General features: G+C 42.9%; 23 protein-coding genes. 13 read left to right on the top strand and 10 right to left on the bottom strand.

The window, feature by feature from the left end:
- Nucleotides 1-11: 11 nt before the first annotated feature.
- The 3 genes from GJB62_RS12140 to fabI all read right to left on the bottom strand — a co-directional run bounded on the left by GJB62_RS12140 (nucleotide 12) and on the right by fabI (nucleotide 2653).
- Complete coding sequence (locus tag GJB62_RS12140) at nucleotides 12-995, bottom strand: ABC transporter ATP-binding protein (RefSeq protein WP_114080426.1); 984 nt, start codon at nucleotides 993-995, stop codon at nucleotides 12-14.
- Between the two features lie 140 nt (nucleotides 996-1135).
- Nucleotides 1136-1771: an imidazoleglycerol-phosphate dehydratase HisB gene (gene hisB, locus GJB62_RS12135; protein ID WP_114080425.1), complete on the bottom strand. Its 636-nt coding sequence runs from the start codon at nucleotides 1769-1771 to the stop codon at nucleotides 1136-1138.
- A 105-nt stretch (nucleotides 1772-1876) separates the two neighbouring features.
- On the bottom strand, nucleotides 1877-2653 hold the full coding sequence (gene fabI / locus GJB62_RS12130; RefSeq protein ID WP_114080424.1) for an enoyl-ACP reductase FabI: 777 nt from the start codon (nucleotides 2651-2653) through the stop codon (nucleotides 1877-1879).
- 379 nt (nucleotides 2654-3032) lie between these two features.
- Here fabI and ntcA point away from each other — a divergent pair, with 379 nt between their 5' ends.
- From ntcA to GJB62_RS12115, 3 genes are all read left to right on the top strand, one after another.
- Entirely contained in the window at nucleotides 3033-3704 is a 672-nt protein-coding gene (ntcA, locus tag GJB62_RS12125; protein WP_010998529.1) for a global nitrogen regulator NtcA, read from the top strand.
- A 168-nt stretch (nucleotides 3705-3872) separates the two neighbouring features.
- Nucleotides 3873-5363 carry a DUF3084 domain-containing protein gene (locus tag GJB62_RS12120; RefSeq protein ID WP_114080423.1) on the top strand — a complete coding sequence of 497 codons (1491 nt, stop codon included), beginning with the start codon at nucleotides 3873-3875 and terminating at the stop codon, nucleotides 5361-5363.
- 115 nt (nucleotides 5364-5478) lie between these two features.
- Entirely contained in the window at nucleotides 5479-5934 is a 456-nt protein-coding gene (locus GJB62_RS12115) for a pre-16S rRNA-processing nuclease YqgF (RefSeq protein WP_114080422.1), read from the top strand.
- A gap of 62 nt (nucleotides 5935-5996) precedes the next feature.
- Here GJB62_RS12115 and GJB62_RS12110 read toward each other — a convergent pair whose 3' ends face one another.
- Both GJB62_RS12110 and GJB62_RS37455 read right to left on the bottom strand, forming a co-directional pair.
- Entirely contained in the window at nucleotides 5997-6263 is a 267-nt protein-coding gene (locus GJB62_RS12110; protein ID WP_012411764.1) for a DUF3146 family protein, read from the bottom strand.
- A gap of 722 nt (nucleotides 6264-6985) precedes the next feature.
- A complete protein-coding gene (locus GJB62_RS37455; protein ID WP_245246147.1) occupies nucleotides 6986-7747 on the bottom strand; it encodes a hypothetical protein in 762 nt (253 codons plus the stop codon).
- Between the two features lie 159 nt (nucleotides 7748-7906).
- Here GJB62_RS37455 and GJB62_RS12100 point away from each other — a divergent pair, with 159 nt between their 5' ends.
- The 4 genes from GJB62_RS12100 (at nucleotide 7907) to GJB62_RS12085 (ending at nucleotide 10405) form a co-directional block, all read left to right on the top strand.
- On the top strand, nucleotides 7907-8773 hold the full coding sequence (locus GJB62_RS12100; protein WP_114080421.1) for an aldo/keto reductase: 867 nt from the start codon (nucleotides 7907-7909) through the stop codon (nucleotides 8771-8773).
- 134 nt (nucleotides 8774-8907) lie between these two features.
- A complete protein-coding gene (locus GJB62_RS12095; protein ID WP_147262433.1) occupies nucleotides 8908-9120 on the top strand; it encodes a hypothetical protein in 213 nt (70 codons plus the stop codon).
- Nucleotides 9121-9162: 42 nt separating this feature from the next.
- Nucleotides 9163-9708 carry a photosystem II reaction center PsbP gene (gene psbP / locus GJB62_RS12090; RefSeq protein ID WP_114080420.1) on the top strand — a complete coding sequence of 182 codons (546 nt, stop codon included), beginning with the start codon at nucleotides 9163-9165 and terminating at the stop codon, nucleotides 9706-9708.
- Between the two features lie 103 nt (nucleotides 9709-9811).
- Nucleotides 9812-10405, top strand: a complete 594-nt coding sequence (locus GJB62_RS12085) for a nucleoside triphosphate pyrophosphatase (RefSeq protein WP_114080419.1) — start codon at nucleotides 9812-9814, stop codon at nucleotides 10403-10405.
- 22 nt (nucleotides 10406-10427) lie between these two features.
- Here the strand turns inward: GJB62_RS12085 and dhaL are convergent, their stop codons facing one another.
- Both dhaL and dhaK read right to left on the bottom strand, forming a co-directional pair.
- Nucleotides 10428-11075 (bottom strand): dihydroxyacetone kinase subunit DhaL, encoded by a 648-nt coding sequence (gene dhaL, locus GJB62_RS12080; RefSeq protein ID WP_114080418.1) that lies wholly within the window; start codon nucleotides 11073-11075, stop codon nucleotides 10428-10430.
- A 42-nt stretch (nucleotides 11076-11117) separates the two neighbouring features.
- Nucleotides 11118-12194: a dihydroxyacetone kinase subunit DhaK gene (gene dhaK / locus GJB62_RS12075; RefSeq protein ID WP_114080417.1), complete on the bottom strand. Its 1077-nt coding sequence runs from the start codon at nucleotides 12192-12194 to the stop codon at nucleotides 11118-11120.
- Nucleotides 12195-12425: 231 nt separating this feature from the next.
- Here dhaK and GJB62_RS12070 point away from each other — a divergent pair, with 231 nt between their 5' ends.
- Nucleotides 12426-12662, top strand: coding sequence for a hypothetical protein (locus tag GJB62_RS12070; RefSeq protein ID WP_181852785.1), 237 nt, complete (start codon nucleotides 12426-12428; stop codon nucleotides 12660-12662).
- 58 nt (nucleotides 12663-12720) lie between these two features.
- Here GJB62_RS12070 and GJB62_RS12065 read toward each other — a convergent pair whose 3' ends face one another.
- Nucleotides 12721-13596: an MBL fold metallo-hydrolase gene (locus GJB62_RS12065; protein ID WP_114080416.1), complete on the bottom strand. Its 876-nt coding sequence runs from the start codon at nucleotides 13594-13596 to the stop codon at nucleotides 12721-12723.
- Between the two features lie 207 nt (nucleotides 13597-13803).
- Here GJB62_RS12065 and GJB62_RS12060 point away from each other — a divergent pair, with 207 nt between their 5' ends.
- From GJB62_RS12060 to GJB62_RS12040, 5 genes are all read left to right on the top strand, one after another.
- Nucleotides 13804-14670: a CHAT domain-containing protein gene (locus GJB62_RS12060; RefSeq protein ID WP_114080415.1), complete on the top strand. Its 867-nt coding sequence runs from the start codon at nucleotides 13804-13806 to the stop codon at nucleotides 14668-14670.
- A gap of 43 nt (nucleotides 14671-14713) precedes the next feature.
- Nucleotides 14714-15694 (top strand): hypothetical protein, encoded by a 981-nt coding sequence (locus GJB62_RS12055; protein ID WP_114080414.1) that lies wholly within the window; start codon nucleotides 14714-14716, stop codon nucleotides 15692-15694.
- Nucleotides 15679-16635 carry a MoxR family ATPase gene (locus tag GJB62_RS12050; protein WP_114080413.1) on the top strand — a complete coding sequence of 319 codons (957 nt, stop codon included), beginning with the start codon at nucleotides 15679-15681 and terminating at the stop codon, nucleotides 16633-16635. Before GJB62_RS12055 ends, GJB62_RS12050 begins: the two co-directional genes overlap by 16 nt.
- The gene (locus GJB62_RS12045) at nucleotides 16632-17774 is read left to right on the top strand and encodes a hypothetical protein (RefSeq protein WP_114080412.1); all 1143 of its coding nucleotides are present in this window, start codon (nucleotides 16632-16634) and stop codon (nucleotides 17772-17774) included. Before GJB62_RS12050 ends, GJB62_RS12045 begins: the two co-directional genes overlap by 4 nt.
- Nucleotides 17775-18511: 737 nt before the next feature.
- Nucleotides 18512-19849, top strand: a complete 1338-nt coding sequence (locus tag GJB62_RS12040; protein ID WP_114080500.1) for a P-loop NTPase fold protein — start codon at nucleotides 18512-18514, stop codon at nucleotides 19847-19849.
- Nucleotides 19850-19972: 123 nt separating this feature from the next.
- Here the strand turns inward: GJB62_RS12040 and GJB62_RS12035 are convergent, their stop codons facing one another.
- The gene (locus GJB62_RS12035) at nucleotides 19973-20926 is read right to left on the bottom strand and encodes a heme o synthase (RefSeq protein WP_114080411.1); all 954 of its coding nucleotides are present in this window, start codon (nucleotides 20924-20926) and stop codon (nucleotides 19973-19975) included.
- Between the two features lie 242 nt (nucleotides 20927-21168).
- The gene (locus GJB62_RS12030; protein WP_114080410.1) at nucleotides 21169-22089 is read right to left on the bottom strand and encodes a heme A synthase; all 921 of its coding nucleotides are present in this window, start codon (nucleotides 22087-22089) and stop codon (nucleotides 21169-21171) included.
- Nucleotides 22090-22426: the final 337 nt, after the last annotated feature.

Raw genomic sequence — 22426 nt, 5'->3', positions numbered from 1 at the left:
TGGTAACGAAATTAATTAACTGAGTTATTTTTTCTTTGAATTTGTTGAATAAAAAACTCTTCTAGGGAGTAACGCGACAAGTTCATGGCAATAATTTTACCTTCCATCAGACGAACACTAGCGAGGAAATCATAGTAATCGTCTTGTAGTGTACCTTGCCAGGAACCATCAGGTTCAAATCTGAGAGTGGGTATCCATTTTTTGAGAATTTCCCAGTCACCACCTTGACCTTTTACATAATATGTGTTGTCTACGCCTAAAAGCTCATTAAGGGAACCAGAGCAAATTAGTTCACCTTGAGCAAGGATGGCAATGCGATCGCAAATCTGCTCTACTTCACTAAGAACATGGCTATTAAAGAAAATCGTCTTTCCAGCAGCTTTTAGTGCCAGGATGATTTCCCGCATTTGGTAACGTCCCACCGGATCGAGACCGGACATGGGTTCATCCAGAAAAACCAAATCTGGCTCGTTAATTAGCGCCTGTGCCATACCAACACGCTGTAGCATTCCTTTTGAATAGCGGCGTAAAAGTTTTTTACGAGCATCAGCTTGGGATAAACCCACCAATTCCAGCAGTTGGGGAATGCGTTGGCGTTGGACACTTTGGGGAATTTGGAATAGTCCGGCAGCTAGCTGCAAAAATTCCCAGCCAGTGAGATAGTCATACAAATAGGGATTTTCTGGCAAATAGCCGATATGTTGCTTAACACTGCGATCGCCTATAGGCTTATCCAATAACAATCCCCGTCCAGAAGTGGGATGAATAATTCCCAGCAACAATTTTAAAAGGGTGGTTTTACCAGCACCGTTTGGCCCTAGCAACCCAAAGGTTTCGCCTTTGTAAACCGTTAAAGAACAGTTTTTGAGAGATACGACTTTTTGATTTAGCCAAAAACCAGTGCGATAGACTTTTCGCAACTCAGAAGTTAGGACTACTGGCGGAGTGTCTGCCGTATTAAGTTGAGAATCAGGGTCATCTGCAACAGACTTCATCTTGGTTCAACCGCTAATTACCAGCTTGGTATTAATTAAAAATTACCTAGTAGGCTGATAATAACCATCACCAAGCCGTGTGTCAATTATTGGGGATGGGAGACTAGAGGGGAAATAACTAATGCCCCTTTTGACAACTTTTAGAGAACGCCTTTAGAACTGGGAATTAGACCAGCACGACGGGGGTCAATCTCCACTGCTAGACGTGTTGCTCTTGCAAAGGCTTTAAATGTCGCCTCTATGATGTGGTGGGAATTAATGCCATCCAGTTGCCGAATGTGCAGCGTCATTTGGCTATGATTCACCAATGCTACAAAGAATTCGCGCACGAGTTGGGTGTCATAAGTGCCTACGCGCTGGGTAGGAATTTGCAAGCCGTAGCTGAGGTGAGGCCGTCCCGAAAAGTCTAGCGCTACCTGAACTAAAGCTTCATCCAATGGCGCAAGAAAATTACCAAAACGGACAATACCTTTTCTGTCGCCTAGTGCTTGGTTGAAAGCTTGGCCTAAAGTAATGCCTACATCTTCGTTGGTGTGATGGTCATCAATTTCCCAGTCTCCTTTGGCTTGGACATCTATATCAATCAGCCCGTGGGAGGCAATTTGATGCAACATGTGATCCAAAAACGGAATGCCTGTTGCTGCCGTACAAGTTCCTCTACCATCGAGATTGATGGTAACTTGTACATCAGTTTCACCAGTAGTACGGTGAACAGTGGCAATCCGAGGGGTTTTAGTTGACTGGTCGTAGTTTGAATTAACTTTGCTAATTTGCATTGGGAATGGGGAATGGGGAATGGCGAATGGGGAGGGAATGACTAATGGGCAAGAATTTTACTAATACTCAATGCCCAATGCCTAATGCCCTATGCCCAAATTATCTTACATTCCCATAATTTCATATCCTGCATCTACATATAGAACTTGTCCGGTAATACCACTGGACAAATCACTACATAAGAAAGCGGCAGTATTACCCACTTCTAGCTGAGTGACAGTACGGCGCAGGGGAGCTACTTCTTCGACATGATGGATCATATCCAAAATTCCACCAACTGCTGAAGATGCTAAGGTGCGGATGGGGCCTGCGGAGATGGCATTGACGCGGATATTTTGCGGCCCTAGTTCAGCAGCTAGGTAACGCACGCTCATTTCTAATCCTGCTTTCGCAACTCCCATAACGTTGTAGTTAGGAATTGCTCTAACACCGCCTAAATATGTCAGCGTGACGATACTACCTCCCTCAGTCATCAAAGGTTTCGCTGCACCACTTAACTGCACCAGCGAGTAGGTACTGATTTCTAAGGCAGTGTTGAAGCCAGAACGAGAGGTTTGGCTAAAGTCTCCACTTAAATCGTCTTTACTGGCAAAGGCCAGACAATGGATGAGAATGTCTAGCTTCCCCCATTGCTCACGAATTGTCTCAAAGGTAGATTGAATCTGTTCTTCATCTTGGACATTACAAGGAAGAAATAAGCTTGGGTTGAGGGGTTCTACCAACTCCGCAACTTTTTTCTCCATTTTGCCGCGTTCATCCGGCAGGTAGGTAATACCCAGGTTTGCTCCGGCTTTATGCAGCTGTTGGGCGATGCCCCAGGCGATCGAGCGGTTATTGGCAATACCTGTAACAAGAGCATTTTTTCCAGTCAGATTCAGCATAGAAATTGTTAATGCGATCGATCATTAGGAGCATACTAGAATCTGAGGCACGTTTGTCTTTGTTTTATACAGGATTTGCAAAAATGAATATTGAGAAGGGTGTTTGCTATGACAAAAATCTTGATTTTTCCTAAAGATTTTCTCAAGATATCTTTATTTGTTCTTTAAAAAACCCTTTTTAATACAGTTATTGGAACTACTTATCAACAATTAGTAGCTGAAAGGATCAACAATTATGTATCATTATAAACAAACAGTTATGAAGCGATTAGTTTGAGTATAGGAAAGTACAGAAAGGTTGACGGTGCTTTATTCATTTTTCGGGTGTATTCTTAGGTAATCAGTTTTTGTTTTTCCGGCATTGGGTAGGGGAAGGGAGATGATCGTGACACAAGATAAAGCCCTAGCAAATGTATTTCGTCAGATGGCGACCGGGGCGTTTCCGCCAGTTGTGGAAACGTTTGAACGCAATAAAACGATCTTTTTTCCTGGCGATCCTGCCGAACGAGTTTATTTTCTTTTGAAAGGTGCTGTTAAACTTTCTAGGGTGTACGAGGCAGGAGAGGAAATAACAGTAGCATTGCTTCGGGAAAATAGTGTTTTTGGTGTTTTGTCATTGCTGACAGGAAATAAGTCGGATAGGTTTTACCATGCGGTTGCATTTACCCCTGTGGAATTACTGTCAGCCCCAATTGAACAAGTAGAGCAAGCACTCAAGGAAAATCCAGAATTATCAATGTTAATGCTGCGGGGTCTTTCTTCGCGCATTTTACAGACAGAGATGATGATTGAAACTCTCGCTCACCGAGATATGGGTTCTAGGTTGGTGAGTTTTTTGTTAATTCTTTGTCGGGATTTTGGCGTTCCTTGTGCTGATGGGATCACTATTGATCTGAAGTTATCTCATCAGGCGATCGCAGAAGCAATTGGTTCAACTCGTGTTACCGTTACTAGGCTACTAGGGGATTTGCGTGAGAAAAAGATGATTTCTATCCACAAAAAGAAGATTACTGTGCATAAACCTGTTACCTTAAGTAGGCAATTCACATAAAATCAATCGGAGAAAGGGGAATCGGCGCGTGTTCTATTTTGAAAGATGACACTAATAGCTAGAGGTAAATCTAAAATTGAATAATTTCAGCTATTGCCAACTTCCACTTCTCCGCAGACAATGCTTAAAAGTAGTAGGCTGTATCTGGAAGGATTTCGGTAGCTAAAGATGACCACCGGATACATCCTCATCGCAGCAATTTTAATTCTGGGAGGCGTAATTGCCACCGTGGGCGATCGCATCGGCACACGAGTTGGCAAAGCCCGCCTCTCACTTTTTAAGCTTCGTCCGAAAAATACTGCTGTAGTGGTAACTATTTTTACGGGCGGTTTGATTTCAGCATCAACGCTAGGAATTTTATTCGCTGCCGATGAAGGTTTGCGAAAGGGAGTTTTTGAATTAGAAGATATTCAAACAGACCTCAGACAGAAGCGGGAACAGCTAAAAACCGCAGAAACTCAGAAAAGTCAGGTAGAAAGTGAGCTAAATCAAGCAAGAATTGCCCAAGCAAAAGCACAACAAGACTTACAGGCAATTAATCAGTCTTTACAGGCAGCAAATGCCAAACAACTCCAAACACAAGCTCAGTTGAACCGCACCATTAGTCAACAAGCTCAAACTCAAACTCAACTCCAACGCACTCAAGGTCAGCTAGGACAAGTTGTAACTCAGTACCAAAAGGCCATAGCTGAGTTGCAAAGTGTTTCTAATCAGAGGAAAGAGCTACAGGCGGCAGTTGAACTACTGAAGACAGAACGACAACGACTGTACGCTGAAGCGAAAAAAGCCATCGACGAAGCCAAAACAGCTATTGAAAAACGCGATCGCGAACTGGCTAACCGTCAAGAAGCCATAGAACAACGCGATAAAAAAATTGGCCAACTCGATCAATTGATTCAAAAGCGTAATGTAGAAGTTGCAGCACGAGAGGAAGTGATTGCCAAACGGGAATCCCGCCTGAAAGAATTGGAAGCGCAACAAGAGCAACTAGAACTAGAAGTTGCCAGGCTGGAAAAATATTATCAGTCTTACCGCGACCTGCGTCTAGGTAAGTTGGCCTTAGTTCGCGGTCAAGTTTTGTCTGCTGCTGTAATTCGTGTTACCCAACCTGCTGCGGCTCGTCGGGCAGTGGTACAACTTTTACAAGAAGCCAATCGCAACGCCAACCTCGAATTAAGTGAGCCTGGGGCAAATCCTGCCAATGTAGAGCTACTGCGCGTGACTCAGGATAGGATTGACCAATTGAGCAAGCAGATTAGCGATGGTCAAGAATATGTGGTGCGAATTTTCTCGGCTGGTAATTACGTCAGGGGAGAAAAGCAGATAGAGTTTTTCGCCGATACAGCGCGAAATCAATTGGTTTTTTCGGGAGGCGCAGTCCTAGCTACAACTAGTGCCGATTCCAAAACCATGACATCTTATCAGTTACAGCAGCGCTTGGAAATACTAATTTCTGCTTCCCAATTTCGGGCTCGTAATGCCGGAATTGTCGAAGATGTGCAAGTAGAGGGGACTTTCTTGCGCTTTGTCGCCCAATTAAGACAGTATAATCAACCCTTAGAAATCAAAGCGATCGCAGCAGAGGACACTTATACAGCCGGGCCATTGAGAGTAAAATTAGTAGCAATAGTCAACGGAAAAATTATTTTTAGTACTTAAAACATTATTTGCACACTGTTATTAGTAAGATTTAAACATATTCAACAGCAGTCAAAATAGTTGCTGTGATTGCATTTATTGATTTCTAATTCTTAATTTTTATTTTTAATTTCTTATGACTTTACGCGAATTTTCGCCAACGCAACCAGTCATATTGGGGTTTGATCCAGGTCGAGATAAGTGTGGTTTAGCGGTGATGGGACTGGATCGGCAATTGTATTATCATCAGGTTGTGCTAGCAAAAGAGGCGATCGCTACCATTGAAACACTGCGTCAAAAGTTTCCGATCTCCTTGATGGTGATGGGCGACCAAACTACAGCCAAGCAGTGGAGACAGAAATTGTATCAGGAATTGACAGAACCTCTGAGTATTATTTTAGTGGATGAGCGATATACAACCTTAGAAGCACGCGATCGCTATTGGCAAATGTTCCCACCCAAAGGGCTAACAAAGCTATTGCCACAAGGTCTACGACAGCCTCCAAGACCGATAGATGACATTGTTGCCATTCTCTTAATCGAAAGATACTTAAACCGCCTCACAGAATCAACACTCAGCAGTCAAGAGTGAGGAATGACATCGTTAACTCCTGCACAGACGCGATTAATCGCGTCTCCCCTAACTCCTAACTTTTAAAGTTCCGCCCGAATAGTAAAAGCATAATCTCCTCCAGGCTCTAGCTGATAATCTTGTTGCTCCAAAAATCGACCAAGGGGTTCTTTGATTAAAGCGCGGCCTTGGGAAGGCTTGACGGCAAGTTCTCCCCGGCGAAAATGCCACTGGAAATGCCACTCAAACTCACCTGCACTCACTTCACCCTCAAGGAAGCCGTGTTGCCAAGATTGGCGGGTGATTCTGACATGGGCAATAGTTTCTGGCAGTCGTCTTTTAGCACTCACAATGCTTTATGTCAAGTGTAGAATAACAGCCGCTCATATTAGACTGGCTTCTTATTTTATGTACCAAACATAGTCTAAATAGACAAACTGACAAAGTGAGTATTTTTAGTTGAGTCAGAATGGTACTAATGGAGAATGCTGGATTTGACACTCCCCGCGATAAATCGACGGCGATTCTTGGTTCAACGAGACCACTTAAAACTTGGTTCCTTGCGTTACCTAGCCCAGAGGTGGGACTCTCCCCAAGCGTTAACTTTGGGTATGCCCTACCCTAGTTGCATTGCTGCAAGTCCTGTTTACTTTGAAACAAATGGTTTCAAAAATCTGAGTCGTCTAGCTCCTATAAATCTTTTACCTACTGCTAGGAGGAAACTAGAACAATGCAGTAGAACCGCATAGATTTAATTATCAAGGTTCAGTGCTTTGTCTTTCGACTGCTAGGTTTTTTAAGTGGTTGATTACCTTTCCACTATCATTAGTATAGTATATTTGTACACTAATTAATTGAAAGGAAGCCGTCGTAGAAAGACGGGGCTTTAAACCCAATTTTTCGGTAAAATTTCAGTTGAAAGTGACTCAAACTTCCTTAATCTAAGCGTTTCGTGTCTATATAGCAAATCCTAAATCATTTTTGATAGACAATATCCCCAGCTTTCTAGATAAGTCAGCGATCTATGACTTCAGTCTATGGGCATAGTGGTAAGTAGTGGGGACAGTTTTTGTTAAAGTTTTAGAAATAAGAGTATCCGAGAAACTGTATATCTAACGCTTCTTTCATCAGTGTATTGTGGATTGATTGGGATTTCTTTGAAAGATTTCAGCACAATTACAGACCGATAAAGCTTAGAGTATTTATATTGCTTTTCTTGGATGTCAAAACGCAGAATATTTTCTAGTGGATGTTCAATAACTTGATTGCCACGAAGACTTTTGCGTTCGATAAAGACCTTATCGATACTCTTATAGAAGGTGCAGGTAGTTACAGGTGATGTTGCAAAAAAAGCAGCGACCGCCATGATAATTAATATAGATAAACTTAAGAAAAATAGATAATTTCGCTGATTTTGCTGTACTAATAGAGAAGTTTTACTAGAGTTGATAAAATCATTGGTTTTCAAGGTAAATTCTTGATTTTGTTCATAGCTAAGATGGGATAAAAGAGGAAAATCTTTAAATGGAGTCACAATTATAACCTGATAGCTTTTCGACCCTTTGCTGCCAGTCTTTGTGAGAATGTATGCTTCACTGGGATCAAACATTCTGAGTTTCTCCATCCTTCCCAGCAAATTAAACCGTCTCAATTCACAATTAATTTTGCTTGGCGAGAGGCGATCGCAATTGAGACTCACTGAAGCAGACTCAAAAAATAAGCAGTAAATCAAGAAGCTTAAACAGACAGTAAAAATGCACCACCCGATGAACCAATATCTGAGTGGTTGATGCTTTAACTGCAATCTGGTACGGGTTTCCTCTACAATTTTCATCGGTGCTTGTGTATAGAATACTTAACCCCTGAGTAGAGTATTCCCTTAGTAGCCCATTCACTTATCACTAAATCTAAGTACTAGGGAGGATTTATGATAAATCGCTCAAAAAGCTTTGACTAGCTGGGATAATTGGGTCAGAAAGCTATAGCTAGAAGCATGGAAACCAAACAGCTAGGAAAAACTGGTGTATTTGTGAGTGCGATCGGTTTGGGTGGTATGCCCATGTCAATCTCTAATCGCCCTCCTGAATCGCAATCAATCGAAGTTATTCATCGGGCTTTGGATTTGGGTATTACATTTATTGACACTGCCGACTCTTACTGCAAAGATGAGTCAGAAAAACACCACAACGAGCGACTAATTAATAAGGCGCTTACTAGTTACAAAGGCGATGTTAGCCAAGTAATTGTGGCAACTAAGGGCGGTTTGATGCGTCCCGATGGCAACTGGACAAGCAACGGCAACCCAGAACATTTGCGCGAAACAATTCGAGTCAGTTTTGAGGCGTTAGGTGGTGCTAAACCCATCGATGTTTGGCAATACCATTCTCCCGATAGTAAGTACACCATTGAAGAATCTCTTGCGCCAGTGAAAGAAGCAGTGGAGGCAGGTTTGATTAGGTTTGTGGGAGTTTCTAACTTTTCCGTTGAACAAATTAAGCGGGCGCAAGATGTAGTAGATATTGTCTCGGTGCAGAATCAATACAGCCCTTGGCAACGACAGCCAGAAAAGGACGGCGTGTTGAAGTATTGCGAACAACAAGAATTGACATTTTTGCCTTGGAGTCCCTTTGGTGGTAAACGTCGCCATCAGGATTTACAAGATATTCCGGCGATCGCTAACTTAGCGAAAGAAAAAGGCGTGTCGGTATATAGTATCGTTCTAGCGTGGTTACGCTCCAAATCACCCGCTATTTTGCCAATTCCTGGTGCTAGCAAGGTTTCTAGCATTGAAGACTCAGCACAAGCTATCAATGTGAAACTATCTGAAGAAGAAGTCCAAAAAATTGATCGCGCAACTTAATCATTTCACTAGCTAACTTAAGTAAGTGAGCGTAAATAATTGTCGTTGGGATAAGGCAATAGACAACAGGCAATAGGCAATAGGTATAAGAATTTTAGCCTAGTTCATTTCTCTTTACATAGTTTGGTTTTATTGTGCCAACTTACTTAGATTTAGTAAAAGTTGTCAAAGATTTACGCTCACTTTTAGTTAGCTTAAGACAGCGCAATAACTTACTATTCGGGTATTTGATGAAATCAGGGATATGTAAAGAAACAGTCTTTCCAAAAACAGACGATCGCTTAAGCAACCCCGAAACGCATCATCCGAAGCGTCCCGCTTGGTGGGAGAATAAAAACGATAAATGATGCAAGCCTGGTGTTCTCCCCAGCCCAAAGGAACTCGTATAAATGTGGAAAAGAATTGTATTAATTTTGCTATTGGTGTTGAGTTTCAGCCTGAGTAATTCTGATATAGCGGCTGCGGCTGGACTTAAAAGCTTTGTAGACACTAGTGATGGCTATCAGTTTTCATATCCTAACGGCTGGCTACAAGTTAAAGTTGCCAACGGGCCAGATGTGGTTTTCCACGATTTGATTGAGGTGTCTGAAAACGTTTCGGTTGTGATTAGCCCAGTTCCAGAAGGCAAAACTTTATCAGAATTGGGAACCCCAACAGAAGTAGGATATAAGTTGGGAAAAGCTGCTCTTGCGCCTCCTGACTCTGGTCGTTCGGCTGAATTAGTCAATGCCGCAGAGCGAGAAGTAGACGGTAAAACGTACTACCTTTTAGAGTATGAGGTTAAACTCCCCAATAAACAGCAACGGCATAACATCGCCAGCGTAGCTGTTAGCCGTGGCAAACTTTTTACCCTCAACGCCTCAATTCCTGAAAAACGCTGGCAGAGAGTTAAAGGAATGATTGATGAGGTTGTAAATTCATTTACTGTCTATTAATTGGGAAATAGGGAATGGGGAATGGGGAATGGGGGATAGAGAAGAAATTTAATCACCAATCCCCCATGCCCCATACCCAATTAACAAGTTTTTTATAAATCTCATGAAAATTCCACCCTTTGTACTTGCCTCAGCTTCCCCGGCTCGTCGCCGCTTGCTGCAAACTGTTGGTATTGAACCGATAGTTCGAGCTAGTGACTTTGACGAATCGCAAATCCAATTAAGTGAACCAGCAGAATTGGTCAAAACTCTTGCCCAATATAAGGCGGAAACTGTAGCCCCGCAGTTTGAATCAGCTTTGATTATGGGTTGTGATTCAGTTTTGTCCATGAATGGTGAAATTTACGGCAAACCAGCAGACACTTCTGAAGCGATCGCCCGTTGGCAGATAATGCAGGGTAACTTTGGCGACTTGTATACAGGTCACGCCTTAATTGACCTTGAGCAAAACCGCACTATAGTCAAGTCTCAAGTTACAAGAGTTTACTTTGCTCAAATGAGCGATCGCGCAATTCTTGCTTATGTTGCCACAGGTGAGCCCCTCAAGTGTGCTGGAGCCTTTGCCATTGAAGGTTTTGGTAGTTTTTTTGTTGAAAAAATTGAAGGCTGTCACAGCAATGTAATAGGACTCAGTTTACCCCTGCTCCGGCACATATTAGCGGAACTAGGATACGATGTCACTGATTTTTGGCAATAGTGATTATGCGGTTCGTTAATTTTCAGTGGTTAGTTGTTTGGCTACTTTCCAACACCTCTAACAAACTTTTCAACATTAAATAAGCAGAAGTCCCTCCTGGATCTTGATGTCCGATACTTCTTTCCCCCAGATAGCTAGCCCGTCCCTTTTTGGCCTGCATAGGTATAGTTTCTTGTAACCCCTTTTGGGCTGTTGCTACAGCCTGTTGCATCGCTTCCAGCGTTCCCTTACTTTCTCCTACAGCCTGCCCAAAAGCGACTACAGCCGGAGATAGCACATCCACCATTGTTTTGTCTCCTAGTTGCGCTTTGCCACGTTGCAGCACGCCGTCTAAGCCTGCTTGAAGTAGCCCTAACACATCTTGTTCTGTTAATTCTTGCTTATCTACTACTGCTGTACTAGCTCGTAAAAACCAGGTTCCATAAAGAGGGCCACTAGCACCGCCAATGGAAGAAATCAAGGTCATACTCACAGCTTTGAGAATGTTGCTGATGTCTTTGTCTGTAAGAGTTGGTAACTGAATACTTACCTTTTTAAAGCCGCGATCCATATTTATACCGTGGTCAGCATCTCCGATCGCAGCATCTAATTCTGTCAAATATGATTTATTCTGCTCTATCTCGGTTGCATAAGCCTGCAACCATTGTAATATCTGCGCCTGGCTCAACATAATTCGTAATTCGTAATAACGCTCGAATACTCGCTAACGTAATTATGAAATTCCCCAGTGCCAACTTGGTGTTTTGACTGGTGCATCCCATAATCGGATCATCTCATCATCTAATTTCAGCAAGGTAATGGAGCAACCTTGCATTTCTAGAGATGTGATGTAAGGGCCGATTAAGTTTCGCACAATTTGCAATCCTTGCTGTTCGCAGATTTGGGCGAGTTTGCGGTAAACAATATATAGTTCGGAAACCGGAGTTCCACCCATACTATTGACGAAAGCTAATAAGCGATCGCCTTTGGCAAATGGTAGACTTGTTAGCTCTACATCTACCCATTCTCCTTTGTCTTCATCCCACTCGCGCAGTGTGCGGCTGTATGCTGCATCCTCAAGGAGCGATCGCGTCAAAACTTCGGTAATCTCATCTGCTGCTTTGATGACTGTACGTTCTATTCCTGGCTCACCGTGGATACCGATACCTAATTCGATTTCGCGATCGCTCAATTCAAATGTCGGTGTTCCATTAGCTGGCACTGTACAAGACGTTAAAGCAATTCCCATACTCCGCCCATTCAAATTTACTCGGCGACATAAATTTGCTATTTGTGGCAAATCATACCCAGCCTCAGCCGCCGCGCCACAAATTTTTTCCGCTAGTATTGTTGTTCCCACACCCCGTCGTCCTTGGGTATAGAGGCTATCTTTCACTGCTACATCATCATCAATCAAAATATTTAGCGATCGAATGCCTTCACTACGAGCTAACTCCGTTGCCATTTCAAAGTTCATGACATCGCCACTGTAATTTTTGACGATGTAAAGGATACCAGAGCCTCCATCTACAAGCTTTGCTGCTTCTAGCATTTGGTCTGGAGTCGGTGAAGTGAAAACTTCACCAGTACAAGCTGCATCAAGCATTCCTTTGCCCACAAAGCCAGCGTGCATTGGTTCATGTCCACTGCCACCACCTGAAATAATTGCTACTTTACCTTGTATAGGTGCATCGGCTCGATAAACAAAAGTGGGATCATAGTTTACTTTAATTAAATCGGAATGAGCCGCCGCCATACCTTCTAGACTTTCTCGCACAAAGTCTTCCGGTTTGTTGATCAGCTTTTTCATAATCCATGTTTGGTTAAAAGGTTGCTAAAACCCAGGTTATAGCGCTTCTCGTTTCTATGCAATAGAGTCTGACCTCTATCTAAATCTCTGTTCTACAAAGCTTTGGTGTTGCATTAGCATTGCAAGTCGATGTATTAAGAACTTCCAAATAAAAAATATCCCAAAACTGACGCAAAAATCCTCTCTATTTCTCTTCTCTCTGTGTTCTCTGCATCTCTGTGGTTCGTTTATTTGGATAATTTATTTCTTGGAAGTCCCTTAGCATTGCAGGTCGATGTATTAACATTGCAGGTCGATGCATTAGCATTGCAAGCCGATGCATTAGCATTGCAAGTCAATGCATTAGCATTGCAAGTCGATGCATTAGCACTGCAAGCCGATGCATTAGCACTGCAAGCCGATGCATTGGCATTACAGGTCAAGATGTGGGGCAGCTTTAGAAGACTTTTGTGTACACCGTATCAGTAGGGGCGTAAAGCCTTGCGCCCCTACCACGTGGTCTATTTACCTGAATATAGCTGTAATGTCAATCCAAAGATTCCATGAACTCAATGCACTTGTGCATCTGCTGGCGCATGGTTTCCCTATCGGCATGAAACCTTCGCCCATGACCTGGTAGTACCCATTCAAAAGAGTAATTAGCCAAATTCCGCATTGATTTAGTCTGTTCTGACCAAGAATACCAGCAGAAATCGTGGAATGCAGCCAGTTGATGGAAGCTTTCTGACCAAGCAAGATGGTCGCCAGTGAACAGAAACTGATTTTTATAAAGTAGGACTGTTTGTCCTTTGGTGTGACCGGTAACTGGGATAATTAATAAATCTGGAGTCAAGGTAAATGCTTCAGAACCAGTTAGCTGTATTTCTACATTGCGAGTATCCGCAGTAATATCATCAGCATGGAGAATGCGATCGCACTGAAAATGCTCCGCAAACTTTTGATGATCTGCCACATCATCTTTATGAGTTAGGTACATATAACGAATCGGTCCCAGTTCTTCTAAACGCTTGACTAAAGGCGGCGTAAACCGGGGAGAATCCACCAAAATATTACCTTCTGGAAGTTGAATTAAATAGCTAGCAGCACCGTAAGATTTTTCAGAATGATAGCCGCAGTGGTAAACATTTTCCGCCACTAATATGGGAAACTTTTGTTGAGCAACTTTGATATCTTTTGGTTTTTCAACAGTCCCAATAGAACTAGTAGGACAAGCTAAAAGTGCTTCAAGTGCTGCTAATCTTTCTGTATCATTCGTTGGTTGATGATAAACTGCCGACTGTTCATCAACACGAGAAAACACTTCAGGAGTCATCCAGCGACAGGTATCACAATCAATACAGGTAGTATCTACATAAAAATCGCCGTTGACATTTTGGGGACGACGCTGATTTAAATGAGCCATATTAATCCTTTTGCTTCCATCCACTTACTGGGGAGCGATAAACCTTATATCGCTACGCTAGCAAAAGTAATTTGAGACTGTAGCCGCCACTAGAAGTAAATCTGCTCAAAAATATAAAGTCTCGTGAAACTCAGTAAGCATAAATATGGTCTTGACTTATGTGAAAATGAACTTGGTCAAAAATCATACTCTGGGCTGATCATCTAAATGAGCAGTAATGGTCAAATCAAAATTCTGTTTTTAGCAGCAGATCCCAGTAATGCTACACGATTACGCTTGGGGCAAGAGTTGCGTGATATTCGTGAAAAACTGCAATTAGCAAAAGAGCGAGACAGATTTATTCTAGACTCGCGTGAATCTGTACGTCCGGGAGATATCAGCCAAGCAATATTCGATGTTGAACCGCAGATTGTGCATTTTTCTGGACATGGAACCAGTACGGGTGAGCTTTGTTTTGAAGATTTACTAGGAGAATACCAACCTGTACAACCCGATGCTCTAGCAGCGTTATTTGAACTAGTAGCCGATCAAATAAATTGTGTGGTGTTGAATGCGTGCTATTCCGAAGCTCAAGCAAAAGCGATCGCAGAACATATTTCTTTTGTGATTGGCATGAATAAAGAAATTGGAGATCAAGCCGCGATCGCTTTTGCTGTTGGTTTTTACAAAGCATTGGCAGCAAGGCGGACGATAGATCGGGCTTACAAGTTCGGTTGTGTCGAAATTAGATTGCAAGGCATTGCAGAACATTTGACTCCAGTTCTGTACACCAAACAAAACTCAGTGTCTCCGATCTTAGAGGTACAGCAGATAGACTCGAACAAATTAGGTGGAGTACCAAATACACAGTCAACTAGTTTAAATCTGGGGCAAAGGCAGCGAATTCTACAGGAAATCGAAAGCCTCCAGCAACAGTATGATTTATTAAGTCAGAAATTGAGCCGCCTACGGTTGGATTTAGTGATAGAGTCTGGCACTGTCGTCAAGTTTCAGTTAGAAAAGCAAATTGAAAATGCTGAAGCTGAAAGAATACAACTTACTCAACGGATCGAGCAGCTAGAAAATAGCCTGTAATAAAAATAGTAATATCTCAATAGTTGGGTATTAAAACTCACAGATGTCTTCAGTTCGGCATTTACAGCAAAAACGAGAAGAACTTCAGCAACACTACGATGCGTTTAGCGAGAAGATAAAGTTGTTGCGGAATCAACACGCCATTGAAGCGGGGGCTTCAGTAGCTTTTCAGCTTGACAAGGAAATTGAGCGGATTGAGGTAGAGCGCGATCGCCTCCTGAAGCAGATTCAGATTATTGAGAGGTCTTGCAAGAGTGAGCCAATACACAGTGAACTATTTCGCCTCAACTACATAGCACAGGTACAGTTATTCCGAGAATTTATTACAGAAAAACGTATAGGAGCTTTCTTAGTTCATGGCTCCCCAGAATATGGTCAAATCTGGTTACTGAAGCGTTTGTTACAGAAAATTCCTGAAAGTACAGTAACTCCCCCAATCACATTTTATCTCTCACGTCGGGCACTTAGGACTGATATTGCAGCCTTATGGAGAGAATTGGGTCGTCGGATTGGAGTACAAGATTTTTCATCCCATGAGGAGATTGCCAGGAATGTAGTTGCTCAATTGAAAACTCAACATATCATCCTAGTGTTTCACGATCTCGATTGCATTGATGAAACCTATCTGCACGAATTAATCCGTGATTTTTGGTTGCCCCTGGTAAACTCAACCCCACAGACAATTTGCTCAAGCAACGAATTTTTTCTACTGATGTTTTTGCTTGACCAAGATGGTTGTGTCAACACTTGGAATCTTGAGTTTGCAGATCGGCTCGATCTTGTATGGAAACCCCATATTCCCATTAGGCTACCGATAATTGATACCTTATCTGAGCAAGTCTTGGTTAACTGGATGGAAAATGCAATTGATGTTCTACCAATCCAGATGACTAAAAAAATTGACTATACCGTTCAGGTAATTTTAGAGAAGAGTGAAGGCATTCCAGAGCGTGTGTTTGCTCAAATTTTTGGTTTGTGTGGCTGTAACTGGCAGGAGGAAGAAACCCGGTGGTTAGAACTTTAGACGGAAAGCGGCTGAAATACATAGGTAAGGTTCAACCCCAGCCAGGAGAGCAAGACCCGGAAACGGGTCAAATCTTGTATCCCTACCTGCCTAGTGAGAAATTAGTAGAGGCTGTGAATTTAGCGATCGCCCTCGAACGCCCCTTACTATTAAAGGGAGAACCAGGATGCGGCAAGACAAAATTGGCTCGTGCTGTGGCTTATGAGTTGGGTTTACCTTATGAAGCTTGGTACATCAAATCTACCAGTCGAGCGCGGGATGGTCTTTACACCTATGATGCCGTTGGCAGGTTGCGGGATGCTCAACTTGCTGCCTCCAAAATAGATGAAGAAGCCGCAGTCAAAGCAAAAAATGCTGATGCCTATATAGAGTGGGGCCCGTTAGGGCGTGCCTTTCGCAACGAGCAGCCAACTGTAGTTTTGATTGATGAAATAGATAAAGCTGACATTGATTTTCCTAACGATCTGCTGTTAGAGCTTGATGAGCAAAGGTTTGAAGTCACAGAAGTAAAACAAAACAGTCTGCTCAAGAAAATTCAAGCCAAAGCAACACCAATTGTTTTTATCACCAGTAACGATGAGAAAGACTTGCCTGATGCTTTCTTACGTCGTTGTTTATTTCACTATGTCAAATTCCCTGAACGTCAGCAGTTAATCGAAATTGTCAAGACTCGGTTTACAATCTCGCCTTTGGAATTAGTGGACGCAATTATTGATCGCTTTTTAGAACTGCGCGAAGAGATGCGGCGGGACAAGGGCGAAGCAGGAAAAAAGGTCAGCACCAGCGAACTGATGGATTGGGTGCGGATTCTTAGTCATCATCAAGATGATCAAATTCTCAGCAAGTTAAAAACAGAACTTCTGTATCCTGGCGTGTTGCTGAAGAGTTGGGATGATTATCGCCGTTATGGTGAACAGATGCGATCGCAGCCAGAAGTATGAAGATAGAAGCTCTCCATGAAGAACTACCACTGCTTGAGCTTTTTACACAACTGCGCGAGGCAGGTTTGCCCTTGGGTATCGATGAATACCGTCTTGTTTTGACAGCTTTACAGGAAGGCTTTGGCACGACTGACCAACAAGCGTTAGCAGAACTGTGCCGTACCTTGTGGGTAAAATCCCAGGATGAAGAACACCTGTTCAACTATCACTTTCAACAAGTAATAACAGAACCTTATTCTGTAAAACCTGCTGTTACAAGGCAAGAAGAGAAAACTACTTTTTCCCCCTCTCCCGAAGTACAACAAGCGGTAGAAAGCCAGGGCAATTATTCACCTGAACCACCCAATACAACACCTGCCACTGTACCAGTTTCATCGGAATTAATGGAAGTACAGGATGAGATGCAAGTGGCTGAAGCAGTACAAATTACTACTCAAAATAATGAGGAAATTACTGTTAATCGCTTTACCGAAACCGATGAGTATTTTCCAGTGACGCGGCGGCAGATGAAACAAAGCTGGCGGCATTTACGCCGAATGGTACGCCAAGGTTTGCCCACAGAGTTAGACATAGAGGCAACTATTGAGCAAGTGGTACGGCAGGGGGTTTTGCTAGAGCCTGTAATGATGCCCAGTCGAGTGAATAGAATTGAACTGCTGTTGCTGATTGATCACAAGGGGTCGATGGTTCCCTTTCACGCACTATCCCAGCGATTAGCCCAGACAGCATTACGAGGCGGACGCTTAGGAAAAGCTAGTATTTACTACTTTCACAATTGCCCAACTAAGTATCTTTACCATGACCATACGCGCCAAAAAGCCGAATCTGTCACAGATTTTCTAGCTCAGTTGCGCCCAGAGCGTTCCGCTGTATTAATTTTTAGTGATGGGGGAGCAGCACGGGGCGGTTTTAGTCTGGAACGGCTGGAGTTAACCCAAAAATTTTTAGACCAGGTGAAACAGCGATCGCGTTATATTGTATGGCTGAATCCAATGGCAACAGAGCGCTGGTTTGGCACAACAGCGGGAGAAATCGCCCGTTTAGTGCCGATGTTTGAAGTTAGCCGACAGGGTTTTGATGGTGCGATCGATGTTTTGCGTGGTCGGGGAATCAATGCACAATTAAGGCACGGGCTGTAATAAATCTAACTGGGAGTATTTTAAGGGTAGAAAGCATGAAAGCAGAAGTCGCTAGTCGTCGAATTGAGTCCTTTGGTCAACGCTTCGGGGAAGCGCACCTCTATTTGGCTTACCATGCTGCTTTTCCGTTAGCCCTCACCCCAGATTTACTTTACCGCCTGTGGGCAAATTTCCAACGAGATATTAATCGTGAAGTACTAAGTATCCCTTGGATGGCTGTGGCTGATTTACTACTTTCTAGCCTTTGCGATGAGGTAGGACATGAACTCTACGAGATGGATACAGCAGTGCGAAATGCTTTATTGAGAGAGTTGAGAGAGAATGCTAGTTTTGGCGAAAAGCGGATTAATGAATTGTCTGATTTTTTGCTTACCTATGTACAGCAGCAACTTCAGAGCCACGACTCAGATATTCGTGATTTTGCTCAGGTACAGAGGTGGACAGCGTTAGCTTATACACGACCGAGTGAGGCAGCATGTGAATTAGCATTAAGACTTTCAAAATTGAAATTGGAGGAAAAAGCAGAATGGGTTCGCATGGCTTACATAGTAGAAACTTTTGCAGAAACGCTAGCAGGGTTTGAGCCACTGTTAGTTTATGCTCGTGGGATAAAACATCTAGCTTTTGGTGATTTAGTGAATGCAAAAGCTGAAATTAGTAAAATATCAACTTTAGAGGGAAAGATACAGATTGCTGGTGTGAGTTTAGTTATCCCCAAACAAATAACTGGTGAGCTATTGCCTGCAAAAAAATCACAGAAATTTCGATTAGATTTAGTCAGGTTTTTTCAGACCTGCAACCCCAGTAAGACTCTGGTTGTGAGCAAACCGGAGGATAAGCAATATTATATTGATTTCTCTAAAGTGCGTGGTGCCAAAATTATTGAGGAACTTGGGCGAACTATCACCCGCCTTGCACCAGAACAACCTACTTGTCAATTGTTTACCGGACATATCGGCTGTGGCAAATCAACTGAATTACTGGGGCTAAAAGCAGATTTAGAGCAGCAGGGATTTCATGTGGTTTATTTTGAGTCTAGCCAAAGCCTAGATATGGCTGATATTGATGTTGCAGATATTTTACTGGCAATAGCTCGTGAGGTAACTCAAAGTCTAGAAGCAATAAAAATTAATCTCAAACCAGGATACTTTAAAAATCTATTTAGGGAAATTTCTGAGTTTTTGCAAACGCCGCTAGATATAGGCGTTGAGGCTGAATTATCTATGGGTTCTGTGAGTATTGCCATGATTACCGCCAAAAATAAAGATAGTCCCAAACTTCGCGGTAATTTACGGCGATATTTAGAACCACGCACCAATGGCATTTTAGAATCAATTAATAAAGAATTACTCAAGCCTGCTACAGAAAAACTGAAACAGCAAGGTAAAAAAGGACTGGTAGTAATTGTAGATAATCTCGACCGAATTGATAATTCTTTGAAGCCTTCGGGTTATTACCAGCCAGAGTATCTATTTGTCGAACATGGCGAACAGTTAAACCAGCTAAATTGTCATGTTGTCTATACAATTCCCTTGGTGTTGATTTTTTCCAACGCTTTAGGAAAGTTAAGAAATCGCTTTGGCGTAGACCCCAAGGTTTTGCCGATGGTTCCTGTGCAATTACAAGATGGTTCGCAATTTTCACAGGGAATTGTACTGCTGCAACAGATGGTTATGGCGAGGGCTTTTCCTGGTGTCAGTTGGGAACAAAGTCAGAATTTAATTACTGAGGTTTTTGATAGTCCTGATACTTTAGAGCGACTTTGCCGAGTTAGCGGTGGTCATCTGCGTAACTTGTTGATGCTGTTGTTTCGCTGTCTTCAGCAAGAAGACCCACCTTTGTCGCAAGAGTGCGTAAATAGAGTGATTAAACAACGCCGCCATGAGCTAACTTTGGCAATTACGCCCGATGAATGGGAATTACTGCGTGAGGTGGCGCAAGAGAAAAACTTGAGAGGTCATGAAAGATATGAACTTTTGCTTCGCAGTATGTTTATATTTGAATACCGGGATGAGAATGGTTCTTGGTTTGATATTAATCCGATATTGGCAGAGGCTAAAGAATTCAGGCTTTAACTAAAAAATATTACGAAGAAACCAGTCAGGATCTAGAAGTGATTGACAAAAATTTTATAGTTTAAATTTCCAAAAATGCGATCGCGCCCCTTTACCAAACGCGATCGCTAAATTTTCCATCCCCTAAGCTATAAAATGCAACTGATTGATCGCTGCATTAATTAGATTATGGGTAACAGGAAGACTATCCACGACCATCCCCAAACACAACAGCATCATGTAAGAGATGGAATAAAGAAACAACTCTTTAGCTACAGCGCGATCCTCTGGGTTGTGCAATAAGCGCCAAGATTTGTGGATAAATAATCCTCCCAGACTGACAGCGATCGCAGCATAAAGAATTCCACTTGCGCCCAAAGGATAAAACAACAACACAGTTGCAAATACTGTTACCAGCGTGTAATACCAAATCTGCTTTACAGTTGCTGTAGCACCTTCAATCACAGGTAACATTGGTATCCCAACTTTTGCGTAGTCATCTTTAATCATCAGAGCTAGCGCCCAGAAATGGGGTGGTGTCCATAAAAAGACGATGGCAAAAATTAACCATGCTGACCAGCTTAATGTGCCTGTGACAGCAGCCCAACCCACTAAAGCCGGAATTGCTCCAGCCGCACCACCAACAACGATATTTTGAGGGGTGTGGCGTTTCAGCCAGTGGGTATAGACCAAAATGTAAAAGACGATGCCAGAGAAAGCTAGCAGCGCGGCTAATAGGTTGGCAAACACTGCTAGGAGTGTAAAGGAAATCGTCGCCAGTGCGATCGCAAAAATTAGAGCATCGCGTGGCTGCACCTTACCGGAAGGCATCGGACGATGACGCGTCCGCTCCATGTCATAATCAATATCGCGATCGTAGATACAGTTAATCGTCTGAGCGCTTGCAGCAGCCAAAGTGCCACCAGTGAGAGTTACTAGCAACAGCAATGGGTCTACTTCTCCCTTAGCAGCAATCCACATACTCCCAGCCGTCGTAATCAAAAGCAACGGAATAATCCGAGGCTTTGTTAGCTGGTAATAACTTTGAACTACCTGGAAAAATGTTTCGTGGTGGCGAGAGACATTAGTCTCAATCATTTTGGCTCTGGTTCCTTATTTTTCAACAACTTATATGCAGCCCACGCTCAAGCTGGCTCTTTCAGGCAAATAAAAACACAGATTTTCTGTCCCTGGGTAGGTCGCATTATTAGTGCTGAGTGCTGAGTTAGGAGTGCTGAGTTAGGAGTTAAGAGTTAGAAATTCTTTCTCTGCTCCCTCGTCTTTCTCATCTTCCCCATTTCTTACTCAGCACTCAGCACGGGCTAAACGCCCCGCTACCGCTAACGTGACTCAGCACTAACTGAGTCACGCTGTGCGAGAACTGTGAAAGCCACCAAAGTACCTAACAAAGCTGCTCCTATAGCTTGGTGGGAGACGGTGAGAGGCTCGACTTGGAGATGTAATTTGAAAGTGGCGAATCCCAACAAAATTTGTAAGGTCAACAAACCACCAGCTATATTTGCCAGTCGCCGCAAGGCTGGATGTAGTGCTGGTGTACGCCAACAGATAAATACCATTGCCAAGGTTGTCACTGTTGGCGGCACCAAACCAGCAATATGGCTGTACATTACAGTACAAAGTTGAGAACCACCGAAGCATTGGTGTAGCGCCCAGCGAGAGCCTACCAAAGCACCTAGCAGACTTTGCAGGTAAACCAGAATAGCAGCAGTTAAACCTACCCAAGGCAACTTCCCAACGGTTCCAGTTCCCTGATAGGGAGTGAGTGCCGTGCCGATAATCAAAAGGGTGCAAAAAAATAACAGCGCCGTTCCTAAATGAGCAGTAACAATATCAAACCGCAACAGTTCGGTAACGGTGAGTCCTCCCAAGATGCCTTGGAAGACGATTAAAAATAGGGCGAATGTGGATGCCCAAGGCAGCCATCTGGGTAAGAAACGACGATGCCACCAGGACAAACCAAAAAGTGCGATCGCGCTTAAACCAATTAAAGCTGCATCCAATCTGTGAAACCACTCTAGGAACACCTGGAGATTCATTTGCTTGGCTGGCACAAGTTCGCCATAGCATAAGGGCCAGTCTGGGCAAGCAAGTCCAGCATTCATCACGCGGGTGGCACTGCCTATTGCCATCAAAATTAAGGTGGCTATGCACATTTTCCACACCAAGCGCCGAATCATTTCCTTGGGCTTTTGCTGCTCAACTGCCGCTTCATTTTGTTGTTGTAGGACAAATTCGCTCATGAATGATACCTTCTGCCCGCTCTTGGTGGCTCTCTTAAAATTTTCAATTTTCTTTTAGTGTCCCATCTTCACCCTAGCGTATAGGCTAAGGGTTTATAGATTAGCACTCACTTATACTTTGAATCACTCTAGGAAGGTTCTGTCTGAAGCTTTAGGTATTTTTCAAGATGTGAAAAATTGATTAATCACAATTAATTTAAACATTCTAAATTTTTCCTTAAATTTTCCCACTGATTTTAGAAGAAGGCAGGAGGCAGGAGGAAATAATAATGAATGAAAACTTTAGTTTTGGGTATAAAACCCAGTCCTTAAATCCCCAGCTTTTAAGTATATCTGG

This window comes from Nostoc sp. ATCC 53789 (assembly GCF_009873495.1).
Taxonomy (GTDB): domain Bacteria; phylum Cyanobacteriota; class Cyanobacteriia; order Cyanobacteriales; family Nostocaceae; genus Nostoc; species Nostoc muscorum_A.
This window is presented reverse-complemented; position numbering and strand designations above follow the sequence as displayed.